The sequence below is a fragment of the Paenarthrobacter nicotinovorans genome (genome assembly GCF_021919345.1).
GTDB lineage: Bacteria > Actinomycetota > Actinomycetes > Actinomycetales > Micrococcaceae > Arthrobacter > Arthrobacter nicotinovorans.
Window position 1 is genome coordinate 589,673 of sequence record NZ_CP089293.1, and the last position, 14,065, is coordinate 603,737.

10 protein-coding genes, 1 tRNA gene and 1 other RNA gene are annotated in these 14,065 nt (G+C 64.8%); 5 read left to right on the forward strand and 7 right to left on the reverse strand.

What is annotated here, in order from left to right:
* Positions 1-33: 33 nt before the first annotated feature.
* The 4 genes from recR to JMY29_RS02950 all read right to left on the reverse strand — a co-directional run bounded on the left by recR (position 34) and on the right by JMY29_RS02950 (position 4,497).
* A complete protein-coding gene (gene recR, locus JMY29_RS02935) occupies positions 34-633 on the reverse strand; it encodes a recombination mediator RecR (protein WP_018778094.1) in 600 nt (199 codons plus the stop codon).
* 33 nt (positions 634-666) lie between these two features.
* On the reverse strand, positions 667-3,963 hold the full coding sequence (locus JMY29_RS02940; protein ID WP_189076197.1) for a DNA polymerase III subunit gamma and tau: 3,297 nt from the start codon (positions 3,961-3,963) through the stop codon (positions 667-669).
* 34 nt (positions 3,964-3,997) lie between these two features.
* Positions 3,998-4,094, reverse strand: an RNA gene (gene ffs, locus JMY29_RS02945) — signal recognition particle sRNA small type.
* 79 nt (positions 4,095-4,173) lie between these two features.
* Complete coding sequence (locus JMY29_RS02950; RefSeq protein ID WP_039239596.1) at positions 4,174-4,497, reverse strand: hypothetical protein; 324 nt, start codon at positions 4,495-4,497, stop codon at positions 4,174-4,176.
* Positions 4,498-4,801: 304 nt separating this feature from the next.
* On the opposite strand from JMY29_RS02950, the gene JMY29_RS02955 reads away from it, so the two are divergent.
* Positions 4,802-4,886: transfer RNA gene (locus tag JMY29_RS02955), tRNA-Ser, on the forward strand.
* Positions 4,887-4,950: 64 nt separating this feature from the next.
* On the opposite strand, the gene JMY29_RS02960 is transcribed toward JMY29_RS02955, so the two are convergent.
* A complete protein-coding gene (locus JMY29_RS02960) occupies positions 4,951-5,880 on the reverse strand; it encodes a LysR family transcriptional regulator (protein WP_055977164.1) in 930 nt (309 codons plus the stop codon).
* Positions 5,881-6,003: 123 nt separating this feature from the next.
* Here JMY29_RS02960 and JMY29_RS02965 point away from each other — a divergent pair, with 123 nt between their 5' ends.
* The gene (locus JMY29_RS02965; RefSeq protein ID WP_189076196.1) at positions 6,004-9,465 is read left to right on the forward strand and encodes a proline dehydrogenase family protein; all 3,462 of its coding nucleotides are present in this window, start codon (positions 6,004-6,006) and stop codon (positions 9,463-9,465) included.
* A 159-nt stretch (positions 9,466-9,624) separates the two neighbouring features.
* Here JMY29_RS02965 and JMY29_RS02970 read toward each other — a convergent pair whose 3' ends face one another.
* Together JMY29_RS02970 and JMY29_RS02975 are read right to left on the reverse strand one after the other, a co-directional pair.
* Positions 9,625-10,545: an oxygenase MpaB family protein gene (locus JMY29_RS02970; protein ID WP_035733698.1), complete on the reverse strand. Its 921-nt coding sequence runs from the start codon at positions 10,543-10,545 to the stop codon at positions 9,625-9,627.
* 98 nt (positions 10,546-10,643) lie between these two features.
* Positions 10,644-12,086, reverse strand: coding sequence for an MFS transporter (locus JMY29_RS02975; RefSeq protein ID WP_189076195.1), 1,443 nt, complete (start codon positions 12,084-12,086; stop codon positions 10,644-10,646).
* A 96-nt stretch (positions 12,087-12,182) separates the two neighbouring features.
* Between JMY29_RS02975 and JMY29_RS02980 the strand changes: the two genes are divergently transcribed.
* From JMY29_RS02980 to sigK, 3 genes are all read left to right on the forward strand, one after another.
* Positions 12,183-12,575 carry a MarR family winged helix-turn-helix transcriptional regulator gene (locus JMY29_RS02980; protein ID WP_018778087.1) on the forward strand — a complete coding sequence of 131 codons (393 nt, stop codon included), beginning with the start codon at positions 12,183-12,185 and terminating at the stop codon, positions 12,573-12,575.
* Positions 12,576-12,744: 169 nt separating this feature from the next.
* A complete protein-coding gene (locus JMY29_RS02985; protein WP_229778628.1) occupies positions 12,745-12,942 on the forward strand; it encodes a hypothetical protein in 198 nt (65 codons plus the stop codon).
* 129 nt (positions 12,943-13,071) lie between these two features.
* Positions 13,072-13,791, forward strand: coding sequence for an ECF RNA polymerase sigma factor SigK (sigK, locus tag JMY29_RS02990; protein WP_189076194.1), 720 nt, complete (start codon positions 13,072-13,074; stop codon positions 13,789-13,791).
* The last annotated feature ends 274 nt before the right edge of the window (positions 13,792-14,065 follow it).

Consider the following 14,065-nt stretch of genomic DNA (forward strand, 5'->3'; position numbering starts at 1 on the left):
ACCCCAATCACGATTGATGTTGTGGTTGCGAGATTACAACAGGGCGTTGCGCCGGCCTTCGAAGGCGCGTCCCAGCGTGACCTCATCGGCATACTCAAGGTCTCCGCCGACGGGCAAGCCGGACGCCAGCCGCGTCACCGTGATCCCGATGGATTTGAGCATGCGGGCCAGGTAGGTGGCCGTGGCCTCACCTTCCAGGTTGGGGTCCGTGGCGATGATGATTTCCTGGATGGCGCCGTCGTTGAGCCGCGTCAGGAGCTCGCGGATGCGCAGCTGCTCGGGGCCGATGCCTGCAATGGGATTGATGGCGCCGCCCAGTACGTGGTATCGGCCGCGGAAGGAACGTGTCCGTTCCACAGCCAGCACATCCTTGGACTCTTCGACCACACAGATCACCGAAGGATCCCGACGGGGATCACGGCAGATGTTGCATGTTTCCTGCTCGGTGACGTTGAAGCAGACGGAGCAGAACTTCACCCGTTCCTTGACCGTGGTGATAGCCGTAACCAGGCGTTTCATGTCCTCGGGGTCGGCCTCCAGGATGTGGAACGCCAGGCGCTGCGCTGACTTGGGGCCCACGCCGGGAAGCCGGCCGAGCTCGTCAATCAGCTCTTGAACTGCACCTTCGTACACAATGTCCTCGTTTGTTTGAAATCAATGCCGGGATCAGCGGGTTTGCAGGGGAGAACCGTCCAAGGCGCGCTCTTCGATCAGCTTTCCGCCCAGAATACGCTCCACCGCAGCCCGCCCAAAGACCCTCGACTCTTCGATGGTTTCGTCCTCGGGACTGGGGATGTCCTCCGGCGCGGCGGCCGGCGCTGCCTGTGTCCGCACAGGCGCCTGCACACGTCCTGCCTGGGCTTCGGGGCTGTTAGTGAGCCGTTGGTACAGGCTCTGGCGTCCGTTCGGATTGCCCGACGGCGCGTCGTCCTCGAGCGTGGCGACGGAACCGCGTGCTTCCTCAGGTTGGGTCGCCAACGACGGCCACGTGGGGATGCTGCCGGCGGTCGGTGCACCCGAAACGGCCGCGCTGGGCGCCTGAGTTCCAGGCCAGTTCGACGCCGGTGCGACGTCCCAGCTGGAGCTTGGGTTCTCTTCGGCGTTGGTTGGGTGACCGTACGATGCGGCGGGGGTCGGCTCCGGGACCTGTGCCGCGGCCGGCTCATAGTCCGGGGTGTCCGCTGCTGGAACGACGGTTTCTTCTGCTGCCTGCGGGTTTTTGCCGACGTTGGATTCCGTGCCGACCACCCACGTGCCCGGAGCTTGTTCCACCGCGCGGGACCACGGGTCATCCGAGGAGGCGTGTGCCGTGGTGGCTTGAGGCGCGGCTGTGCGTGCGGGCGCGCTTGCTGGTGCTGGTGCAGGTGTCGGGGCGGCAGAGGAGGCGGAGGCTGCTTGTGGGTAGCTCCGGGGTTCTCCCTGATGGCCGTACGGTGGCTCCCAATCAGCCGGCGGCTCTTCCTCCAATGGAGGGGCGTCCTCGTCCAGGGGCGGACCCCAGTCGTCGTCAGGGTAGGAGTACTCTCCGGCGGAGGAGGGAGCGGTCTCGACGACGGCAGGCACAGGCGCAGCCTGAGCAGGGGCCGGTGGTCGTGTCGGTGTCGGTGTTGTAGCTGGAGCGGGAGCAGAAGCCGGAGTGGGCGTCTGGCCGGTTGCCTGAGCCGGCGCCGCAGTGGCAGGAACTGATGCTGCTGCCGGGACGGGGGTCGCCGGTGGCTGGGGCTTCTCTGCAGGAGCCACATCAGCTGCACGGGATGGCGCCGAGGACGCAACTGTGCCCGCGTGAGGGCCGGCCGATGGAACGGTCGCCGAGGCAGGGGTGGCTGGAGCGAGGCCCCACGCAGAGTCGACCGAAGACACCGGAGCCGGTGCCGGGCCAGCCGTTGGCGTTGGAGCAGCCGGACTCTCCCGGCTAGTAGGCGCTTTTGGGTTTGGCTCAGAGCTCGCTGAACTGTTGCCGCCGGCCACTGCGACGATCTGGCAGTCGATGCCGATGGTCTTGTGGATTGCCTGGCGTAGGTTCTCGGAGTGGTCTGCGCGTCCAAAGGCACCAGCAAGGCCGCCGGTGGTGAACGCGAGGGTCAGCACCTGGCCGTCGAACTGGGCAACTTGGGCGTTGGGCTCAACGAGGGCCCACGTGCTGCGCTTGATCTTGGTCAGCGTTTGGAGCACATCCGGCCATGCCCGGCGAAGGGCCTCGACGTCCCCGCTGCCTCCAGCACTCGGAGCCGGGGCAGCCGCAGGTTGCGGCGCTGACGCAGGTGCCTGAGATGCGGATGGGGACGGCTGTGCCTGCGGCACTGCCTGAGAGGGCATCGCCTGAGACGGCGCTGGTTGTGACGGCGCTGGTTGTGACGGCGCTGGTTGTGACGGCGCTGCCGGGGGCGTTGCTTGTGATGGCTGCGTCTGCGGCGCTGCGGAAGCAGATGCCTGTACAGGCTCAGGCTGCGGGGTTTGTGCCGGGGTCGGAGCAGCCGCAGCACTCGGAGCAGCCGGGGCCGGCGGAGCCTGGGCTGCGCGACCGGAGGCCGGACGTTCCTCCACGGGCCAATCGTTGGTGGACACCCGCGGTGCTGAGATGGCATCGCGCGGACCAGCTGCGGTGGATGGTTCGGGAACGGCAGGGACTGAAGCCGCAGGGACCTGCTCCACTGCTGCGGGCTCAGTTGCAGGTGCGGGAGAAGCCGTGGGGGCCGGGGCCGACTGTGTAACGGGCGCGGCCGCCGGCGGAACAGCCGAAGCAGCCGCAGCTGTAGGCGCGCCGGCAGCAACAGCCGGTGTTCCGCCGTCGCCCGCGAAGTTCAGGCGACGTTCCACGCGATCGATGCGCGCGGCGATACCACGCTCGGTTTGTTCAGCGCTGGGGAGCAGGATGCGCGCACACAGCAGCTCAAGGTGGAGCCGGGGCGAGGTTGCGCCCGTCATCTCCGTGAGCGCGGTGTTGGTGACGTCCGCGGCCCGGGACAGCTCAGCCGCGCCCAGGTTGGTTGCCTGGTTCCGCATGCGGGCGATCTGATCGGCGGGCATTCCTCGAAGGATGGCCTGGGCGCTTTCGGGCATCGCCTGCACGATGATGAGGTCGCGGAAGCGCTCCAGCAGGTCCTCGACGAAGCGCCGGGGGTCGTGGCCGGTCTGGATGACGCGGTCCACAGCGCGGAAAACGGTGGCGGCGTCGGCGGCAGCGACGGCGTCGACGATGTCATCCAGCAACGAAGCGTGGGTGTAGCCGAGCAGCGCCACGGCGAGCTCGTAGTCCAGGCCGTTAGGGCCGGCGCCGGCCATGAGCTGATCGAGCACCGAAAGGGTGTCCCGGACAGAACCCCCGCCAGCGCGGATAACGAGCGAGAGCACGCCTGGGGCAACAGGAACGTTCTCCTGCTGGCAGAGCAGCTCAAGGTAGTGCATCAGCGGCTCGGGTGGCACCAACCGGAAGGGGTAGTGGTGCGTGCGGGAGCGGATGGTGCCGATGACCTTGTCCGGCTCCGTGGTGGCGAAGATGAACTTGATATGTTCCGGCGGCTCCTCCACGATCTTCAGCAGAGCGTTGAAGCCGGCAGACGTGACCATGTGGGCCTCGTCGATGATGAAAATCTTGTAGCGGTCCCGGACCGGGGCGAAGGTGGCGCGCTCACGGAGATCGCGGGCATCGTCCACGCCACCGTGGCTGGCGGCATCGATCTCGATGACGTCCAGGGAGCCCGAGCCGCCGCGGGCAAGTTCGATGCAGCTGGGGCACTTGCCGCAAGGCGTGTCAGTGGGGCCTTCGGCGCAGTTCAGGCAGCGTGCCAGGATGCGCGCGGAGGTGGTCTTGCCGCAGCCGCGCGGCCCGGAGAAGAGGTAGGCGTGGTTCACGCGGTTCTTCCGGAGTGCCGTCATCAGGGGCTCTGTGACGTGTTCCTGCCCGATAACGTCCGCGAAAGAGTCCGGGCGATACCTTCGATACAGGGCAGTTGTAACAGTCACAAGTGAAACCTACCTATAGGGACTGACAGTTAAAGTAAGTGACCCCTCATGCACCCGCCAGAGCCCATCTACCCTTGCTACCTTCCGGTCCTGGGGGAGTTCAACAGGATGACGCCACATGAGGGGCCGTCGATAAGCTTACCCGAACTTGGTTCGGGGTTCGAATCGGTGCGGACGGCTGTGGATAACGCTCGACGGCGGGTGGTTGGGTCACCGCCAGCCGTTCACCGGCCACGTCATGAAGGCCGGTTCCTCGTAAGGGTGTGCCGCCCGCAGGGCCAGCACCACGCCGTCGAGCGCTGCCTCCTCAACCACGCACTCAACCCGGGTTTCGGGCACCTGCTCCTCGATGCCGACCGCTCCCACGAAGGGCTGCGCGCCGGGCTGGGGAGTGAACCGGCCTGTGCCCGGGGACGTGTAGAAACAGTGGGAGTAGTCGCCTATCCGTCCCGCGCCGGCGTCGCCGATGGCCAGCAGGACCTCTTCGAGATGCGACTCGGGCACGTAGACCACCAAGGCATGAAGCTGCGTCATGGGGACATCTTGTCAGCAAATTAGGCTACAAAGCGGTCTCAACCATTGCAAAAGAAGGGGTGGCAGCGGACCATGGGTATGTACACCGATTGGGGCAATCTCAAGGTTGTGAGCTGCGGGGCCTGGGGGCGAGGGGCCGGACCCGGTAGCTCAACGGTTGTGCCGCAAGAATGGGCGCGTTGGGGGCGTCCATTTTTCCGTTAAGCGGCGTGCTCCCCTGGCTGGGCAAAAGGGGCGATTCGGCCCGATTACACGATGCCGAAATTCTCAGGTACAGTAGTATCTGCTTTCGAATCGGAAGCAAGGAGAATTCGCCTAGCGGCCTATGGCGCACGCCTGGAACGCGTGTTGGGTTAACGCCCTCGGGGGTTCAAATCCCCCATTCTCCGCGTTTGGCCCCGGTCCACTGGACCGGGGCCTTTTGCGTTCCCTGGACACTGCGGCTGAGCCTGGCTAGCCTGCGTCCGCCTGTTGTTCGGCGTCCTGCTGCTGGGTTGCCGCCACGCGTTCCAGTACCTCGCGGCACGCTGCGGTGGCCGGGTGGATTCTGCCGGCTGTCCTGGTTGAGGTGAACACGGTCCGTTTCGGCAGGCCCGGGAGATCCAGGAGCTGGACCGTCCTGCTTCGCCCGGTCCAGACGAGGTCCGGCATGAGGGCCACGGCATTTCCGGACTCGATGAGCCGGATCTGCGCCTGGAGGTCGGCCGTTTCGTAGCGCACGTCCGGTTCGAAGCCTGCGGAGCGGCACGCCTGCTCGGCCCAGTGCCTTGAAGCGGCACCACGGGGTTCCATGACCCACGGCATCGAGGCCGTGTCGGCCAGGGTCGCAACTGTTTCGCCGCCCAGCCCGACCGGGGGAGTGGCCAGCCGGATGGCATCGCTGGTCAGCGTGACCCGGTCCAGTCCGCTGTGGTGCGGCGCGGCATGGCCGGGGTATTGCTCGGCTACCACCAGATCGAAGTCGCGGGCCCACGTTTCGTAGAGGGCGGTCTCGGGCTCGCGCTGGGTCATTTCCACGCGCACTTCCGGGTACTCCCGGCGCATAATGCTGAGGAAATCGGGCAGCAGCGCCAGTGCTGCGGACTGGAACACGGCCAGGCGCACGGTCCCGGTCACCATGGACAGGGATGCAGCGAGCTCGGTTTCCGCCCGTTCCAGGGTCTCCAGCAGCGCTGCGGTGTGTGCCACGAGGATCTCGGCCTGGGGCGTCAACTGGACCCGGCGGCCCGCCTTGCGCAGCAGTTCCACCCCGGCTTCCTTCTCCAAGAGCGTCAATTGCTGGGATACCGATGAAGGGCTGTATTGCATCGCGTCGGCGACCTCGGCCAGGGTCCCGCGGATCTTCAGCTCGTGCAGCAAACGCAGCCTGCGGACATCCAGCAAGGCGGCCTCCAAAGGTTCGGGATGGGTAATCAATATTCGTCAGAAAAGATCGCTTTTCCTAATGAGATTGTAGATCCATACTGATGGAAACAAACAAACTTCTCCGTCTCAGAAGGAGCCCCCATGACCAGCACCCTCCCGGATGCCACCGCCCCGCGCACCGAGGAATCGGGGCAGTTCGATGCTCTGGCCCAGGAAGCCATTGCCTTGGTCCGCCACTGGTTGACTGAAGCCGGCAAGATCCCCGTGGACGTCTCCGCCCAGCGCCTCGCCGGCGTCCTGAAGGACCCGAACGGCCTTGACTTCACGGTTGGATTCGTCGACGGCGTCATCCGCCCCGAGGACCTGTCGGTCGCCGGCCGTAAACTCGCCGAGCTCGCCCCGAAGGTTCCCAAGTTCCTTCCCTGGTACATGCGCAGCGCTGTCCGGGTGGGTGGCGTCATGGCCCCGATCCTGCCACAAATTGTCATCCCGATCGCCCGCCGCGTGCTCCGCGAGATGGTGGGCCACTTGATCGTTGACGCCACCGACGCCAAGCTCGGTCCGGCCATCGCCAAGATCCGCCAGGACGGCGTGCACCTGAACGTGAACCTCCTCGGCGAAGCCGTCCTGGGCGAGCACGAAGCCCAGCGTCGTCTGGAAGGCACCCTGAAGCTGCTGGCCCGCGAGGACGTTGACTACGTCTCCATCAAGGAATCCTCCACAGTTGCTCCGCACTCCCCGTGGGCCTTCGACGAAGCCGTCGACCACGTTGTTGAGAAGCTCACCCCCCTTTACCGCCTCGCAGCGTCCTTCCCCAAGCCCAAGTTCATCAACCTGGACATGGAGGAATACAAGGACCTCAGCATGACCATCGCGGTGTTCAAGCGCATCCTGGACATGCCGGAGTTCAAGAACCTGGAAGCCGGCATTGTCCTCCAGGCCTACCTGCCTGACGCACTTGGTGCCATGCAGGAACTGCAGGAGTGGGCCTCCGCCCGTCGCGCCGAAGGTGGCGCACCCATCAAGGTCCGCGTCGTCAAGGGTGCCAACCTCCCCATGGAGCAGGTTGAAGCCTCGCTGCACGACTGGCCGCTGGCTACCTGGGGCACCAAGCAGGACTCGGACACCAGCTACAAGAACGTCATCAACTACGCCCTCACCCCGGAGCGCGTTGACGCCGTCCGCATCGGCGTCGCCGGTCACAACCTCTTCGATGTTGCCTTCGCCTGGCTCCTGGCCAAGCAGCGCGGGGTTACCGAGGGCATCGAGTTCGAAATGCTCCTGGGCATGGCAACAGGCCAGGCCACCGCGGTCCGCAAGGATGTCGGCAGCCTTCTGCTCTACACACCGGTGGTCCACCCGGGCGAGTTCGACGTCGCCATCGCCTACCTGATCCGCCGCCTCGAAGAGGGTGCGAGCCAGGAAAACTTCATGTCCGCGGTCTTCGAACTCAGTGAAAATGAGAGTCTCTTCAAGCGCGAACAGCAGCGCTTCCTGAGCTCACTGGCCAACATGAAGAGTGAAGTTCCGGGGCCCAACCGCCAGCAGGACCGCCGCCTTCCGGCCGAACCCGCCCCCACCGAAGGCTTCCGCAACACCCCTGACACCGACCCGGCACTCCCGGCAAACCGTGCCTGGGGCCGCGACATCCTCAAGCGCATCCCGGGATCCACGGCCGGGAACAAGATCGTCGAATCCACCAAGGTTTCCGACGCCGCCGAACTCGAGCAGATCATTGCCTCCGCCGTTGACGCCGGGAAGGCCTGGGGCGCCCGTCCCGCCGCCGAGCGGGCAGCCATCCTGCACCGCGCCGGTGAAGTCCTTGAGGCCCGACGCGCCGAACTCCTGGAGGTCATGGCTTCCGAAACCGGCAAGACCATCGACCAGGGCGACCCCGAGGTCAGCGAAGCAATCGACTTCGCGCACTACTACGCCGAGCGCGCCAAGGACCTGGAAACGGTCGACGGCGCCACATTCGTCCCAGCGAACCTCACCGTGGTGACACCACCGTGGAACTTCCCGGTGGCGATCCCCGCAGGCTCGACGCTCGCAGCGCTCGCCTCAGGTTCCGCCGTCGTGATCAAGCCTGCAAAGCAGGCCCGCCGGTCCGGTTCGGTCATGGTGGATGCGCTGTGGGAAGCCGGTGTACCGCGTGAAGTTCTGGCGCTGGTGCAGCTCGAAGAGCGTGAGCTGGGCACCCAGCTGGTCTCGCACCCGAGCGTTGACCGCGTGATCCTCACCGGTGGCTATGAAACCGCTGAGCTGTTCCGCTCCTTCCGCCAGGACCTGCCGCTGCTCGCCGAGACCTCCGGCAAGAACGCCATCATCGTCACCCCGAGCGCCGATCTTGACCTCGCAGCCAAGGATGTCGTGTACTCGGCGTTCGGCCACGCGGGCCAGAAGTGCTCGGCCGCATCCCTGGTGATCCTGGTGGGCTCGGTCGCGAAGAGTGCCCGCTTCCACAACCAGCTGATCGACGCCGCGCGCTCCCTGACCGTTGGCTACCCGGAGAATGCCACCACGCAGATGGGGCCGATCATCGAGCCCGCCAACGGCAAGCTCCTGAACGCCCTCACCACCTTGGGCGACGGCGAAACCTGGGCCATCAAGCCCGAGCGCCTCGACGAGACCGGCCGCTTGTGGTCCCCGGGCATCCGTTCGGGCGTCAAGCGTGGCTCCTACTTCCACCTGACCGAGTTCTTCGGCCCTGTGCTGGGTGTCATGACCGCTGAAACCCTCGAAGAAGCCATCGCCATCCAGAACGAGATCGAGTACGGCCTCACCGCCGGCCTGCACTCCCTGGACTCAGCTGAAATGGGTGTCTGGCTGGACAAGATCCAGGCCGGAAACCTGTACGTCAACCGCGGCATCACCGGTGCGATTGTGCAGCGCCAGCCGTTCGGTGGCTGGAAGAAGTCGGCCGTCGGTGCAGGAACCAAGGCAGGCGGACCGAACTACCTGATCGGGCTCGGCTCGTGGGTGCCAGCCGAGGCCAAGGGCCAGCGGGGCACCGTCCTTCAGGGTGCTGCTGCCCAGCTCCTCGCTGCAGCCAAGTCCGCTGACGTGACCGCCGAGGAATACGAGACCCTCCAGCAGGCACTCTTCAGCGACGCCGCAGCCTGGGAATCCGAGTTCGGCACCTGCAAGGACGTCTCCGCACTGACCGCAGAGCGCAACGTCTTCCGTTACCGGTCCCTGCCCGTGACCATCCGCCTCTCCGAAGGCGAGCGGCTCGCTGAGCTGATCCGCGTTGTGGCAGCCGGTGCAGTGGCGGGCTCGAAGCTCACGGTGAGCTCCGCCGTCGCACTTCCTGACGCTGTGGTGACCGCTTTCGCCGGTCTGGGCGTCAACGTGCGGATCGAGGACGACGCCGCGTGGCTGGGCCGTGCGGCCAACTTCGACGCCGGCCGGATCCGCTTGATCGGTGGCGACTTCGCCGCGCTGAGCGCAGCGATGGGTGGCCGTCCCGACGTCGCGGTGTACCACGGCGCCGTGACCCAGGCCGGACGGATCGAGATGCTGCCGTTCCTCCGCGAGCAGGCGGTGTCCATCACGGCCCACCGCTTCGGCACCCCGAACCACCTGTCGGATCACCTGATCTAGTTCAGGTGCCGAGGGGTGAGCTCTCGGCACAACAAATGCCCGTAAAATGCCAAAAGCCAACCCCTCGGCGAACCCCACACAAGGTGAGGTCCGCTGAGGGGTTGGCTTTCGGCATTTCGCGGAGTCCCCAAAAGGGTGAGAGCTCGCCCCTGGGTGATGTCAGGCGGCGTAGCCGAGACGTTGCAGTCTTTGCCGCGCCGCCTGTTCGCTGGGGCCGTGTGATCCCAGAGCGAGCCGGACCATGCCCAGCACCACCCTCGCCGCCGTGATGACCGGCAGCGGGACGAAGCCCAGCCGGGCTCGCTGGAGCCCCAGCAGTTCCCTGTACTTCGGTTCAAGGCTTGCGACGGCGGCCGCAAACAGTATGCGGTACCCGGGTTTGAGGAGTGGGCTCAAAGGAGGGTGCCGAATGAACGAGACGGTCTCTGCCAGGCGGTCGTCCGCCCGAAGGATGCCGGAGGCGTACCAACCCTCCAGCTCGTCACGGACCTGCGATTCGGTGAGCGGCGGATCCTGAACGCCTATGAGTCGGCCTGCCGCAGCCCATTCGCGGACGTAGGCGTCGGCCCCGCCCGGGATGGCAGCACCCCAAATGCGGTTGGCCGTGAGGAACGAGTCGGCGTAGGTGACGTGGACCCAGCGGAGGAGTTCGGGATCATTGGCCGCGTACGGTCGTTGGACGCCGAGCCCGTCCACATAGGTCCCGCGGACGCGTTCGTGGATCCGGCGCACCACGGCGGTTGCGGACTCGGCCGCTTCGGTGGATCCGTAGGTCACGGTGAAGATCCACCGGACCGTGTTAGCCAGGCGACCCAAGGGGTCCTTCTGGAAACCCGAGTGCTCATACACTCCGGCCAGCGCGCCGGGGTGGAGGGCCTGCATCAGCAGGACCCGGATGCCTGCCACGATGGTGGCGACGTGGCCGTGAACCGCCCAGACGGCCGAGCCCGGGAGGTGATATCCGGCGTCGTTCCCTTCCGCCAGGCGCGGCACCCACTCAGGCGGCGTCCCCGACGTGCCGGTGAACGTGCGCTGCAATTCGTGGCGGTACTCAGTGAGGTAATTCCTCATGCATCCCATGAGACCGCAGATTCGCCAGACCGTACAGAGGGAGTTTCTGTACAGCTAATGCCCTTATGAAGGGCTCATAAGGGCATTAGCTGTACAAAAACTCCGGGTTAGGGGCGGACGCGACGACGGGAAGGCGCTGCGGCCACCAGCAGGGCGGCAATTGCGACGGCGGCACTCAGGATAAGTCCCGGACGGTACTGTTCCAGCATGGCTTGGGCGCTGACTGTTCCCGCGGCCTGGCCGTGACCGCTGACCAATGCGGTGGTGATGGCGAGGACCAGCGCCGCCCCAACCTGGGTGCTCGTTTGGATCAGGCCCGCGGCGAGTCCCTGTTCGGAGTCCTTGATCCCGGCTGTGGCCTGGACGTTGATGGAAGGGAAGGCCAGGGCAAAGCCGACGCCCAGCAGGACCACTGAGGGCAGGATGTCCAGGGCGTAGTTCGGAGTTGTGCCCACGCGGAGGAAGAGGACGTAACCCAGGCCGAGGGCGGTAAGGCCGGTGAGGATCAGCTGCGTGGCCCCGAACTTTTCAATGAGCCGGTCCGCAAACGGTGCGCTGGTGGCCACCAGAAGGCCGGCCGGCAGCAGGGCCAGCGCCATACCCAACGGTGTCCAGCCGAGGACGGACTGCAGGAACATGGTGACGATGAACTGGAAGCTCAGGTAGGACCCGAACAGTCCCACGGCGCTGAGGTTGGCCCTTGCTACCCAGCCCTCCTTCAGGATGCCGAAACGGATCAGCGGATGCTTGACCTTGTTTTCAATGATTGCAAAGGCTGCCAGCACGGCGACAGAAACTGTGAACCCGGCGATTGTTGCCACAGATCCCCAGCCCTGCTCCGGTGCTGAAACCAAGGTGTACACAAGGCCGAGCATGCCCAGTGCCAGCGTCACCGCACCCCAGATGTCGTGTCCGCTGTTTTCGGCGGACGGCTTGTCCTTGGGGATGAATTTGATCCCCAGCAGGACCACGACGACGGCGATCGGGACGGAGACCAGGAAGGTCCAGCGCCAGCTGAGGCTGGTCATCAGGCCGCCGACCACCAGTCCCAGCGAGAATCCGCTGGCTCCGAACGTTGTGAAGATGGACAGCGCCTTGTTGCGCTCGCGTCCTTCGGCAAAGTTTGTGGTGATGATCGAGAATCCGGTAGGTGCGGTGAAGGCCGCTGCGAGACCCTTCACGAAACGCGTGGCGATCAGGACGGCGGGGTCGTCCACCAGGCCGCCAAGGAGCGACGCTGCTGCGAACACCGTCAAGGCGATGAGGAAGATTCGACGGCGGCCCAGCAGGTCCGCGAGGCGGCCACCAAGGAGCAGCAGGCTGCCGTAACCAAGGACGTAGGCAGAGACGATCCACTGCAGCGAATCGGTTCCGAGGTGGAGTTCTTGTCCGATGGATGGAAGCGCGACGCCGACCATGGATACGTCCAGCCCGTCCAAGGCCAGGACGGTGCAGACGACCATCAACAGGAGCCATTGGGCCCGGGTCCAGCGAACAGCTGAAACCAAGGGCGGCTCGGCAGAGGTTTTGAGGGTGGTGGGTGAGGTCATGCGATCAATCTATATGACGTGTCATTCAATGACAAGGAATATGACGCGGAATCTTATGACGTGGATTTTAAGTGGTTCATGAACTAGAATCGGGGCATGGCAACGACGCGTGACCGCCAGCTGGAAGACCGTGAACTGGTCGAGCAGTGGCGCGACATCCAGAGCTCCTACTTCCGAACCGCAGGAGCAATCGACCGCGCCCTGGAAGCCAAATTCGACATCGGCCTCAATGAGTTCGAAATCCTTGACCTCGTGGCCGAGAGCGAAGAGTCGTCGTGCCGCATGAAGTCCCTGGGGGAGCGGACCCCCATGACGCAAAGTGCTGTCTCCAAAGTGGTGGACCGCTTGGAAAAGGCGGGCTTGGTGTCCCGGCAGACCTGCGAAGAGGACCGCCGCTCGCTGTTCCTGGAACTTACCGAGGCGGGCCGTGCGCTCCACTCCACCGCTGCCGTCGAGCACCGCGCGCTGCTCAAGGAAAACCTGGGCTGATCCGGCCTCGGGCAAACCCCGGGCGTCCCGACGGGGCTCCGTCAGTGGAACATTGACACTCGAAAACTTAGGCCCGTTTACACGTACCATCCTCATGATTCAGTACCGGCAGGGGATTTGGCCGGGCAGCAAACCTTGGGACCAACACGCACCCCCAATAACCGGTCGGGTGGTCAACAGTCAGGCCAGCACCGTCATCACTGGAGTCAGTGTGCCCGGTGCGGAGGTTGATGCGGACCCGTTCGTCTACGGCGTCGGCGCCCAACCGGCAATCGGCGGCGTCGTGACGGCCGCACTTCCACGCGCCGAGCTCAAGAGCATCCAGCTCCAATTCACTACCCGCGAGAAGGGGCTGCAGCGCCCGTAAGTCAATCCTGTGCCGGGCGGCTGTGGATCGTACCCGCCGGTGAAAGGGAGAAATTTCACGCGGAAAACTAGCTAGACAGACTAGTTATATGTATTCTTACGATTGTTCCTGTCGCTTCCCAACGGAGTCGTGATTGTCCTGACTACTTTCATCGAAGATCCACCGTCTGGACTTTGTAATGTCCTGGGCAAACGCACCGACATCACGGATAGCCACGTGGACCTCACTCGATCTACCCTGGACGGCACCGCTGCGCCGCAGGGTAGCGGTGCCGTCCACAGCGATACTCCCGCTCCCGAAGACCATGACACGAATCTCATCGGATTACTGCGGGCTACCGGACAGGGCAGTCAGGAGGCCTTCACAGAGTTTTACAGGCGCACCTCACCTCGGGTTTTCGGGCTTGCGCGCCGAGTGGTGTTGGATCCTGGCCTCGCCGAGGAAGTAGCCCAGGAAGTCTTCATTGTGGTGTGGCGTGACGCAGCAACCTACGATCCTGCAAAAGGTAGCCCGACCACTTGGCTGTTGACGATCGCCCACCGCAAGGCTGTGGACAAGGTTCGTTCGCATCAAAGCAGCAACACCCGCAACGCACGATGGGCCGCCGCATCCTGGACCCGGCCCTACGACGAGGTCGCAGCCTCTTTGATGGACCGAACGGAAGTGCTGGAACTCACGGACTCACTTGCAGCACTATCGCCGTTGCAACGTGAAGCGATCGTCCTGGCCTATTTCGGCTCCCTCACCTACCGCGAGGTCGCCGAAAGACTCTCAAAACCGCTGCCTACCATCAAATCGAGGATCCGGGATGGTCTGAATCAACTTCGAGAACATCTCGGACCCGTCTGAAGGTCAAGGCCGCCGAATACCCGCGGTCGGTCAGAGGGCTGAGTGCCGCCGCCCGAAGGCCCGCCCGCGAAGGCCCGCCCGCAAAACTGCCGGTAAAGGGGCCCTTAACGCAACGCATTCACTCGACGGTAGGGGTGCTTTTCGAGCCTGTCGGTTTCCATGAGTATCCACAGCAAAAGCGCCCCCGGCGAAGCTCAAGACGTCTTGAGCAAAAACTGATCCAACCTTTCGCTCCACGGCGCCCGCGAAGCCTTTATTTCTGAGGTGATACCCG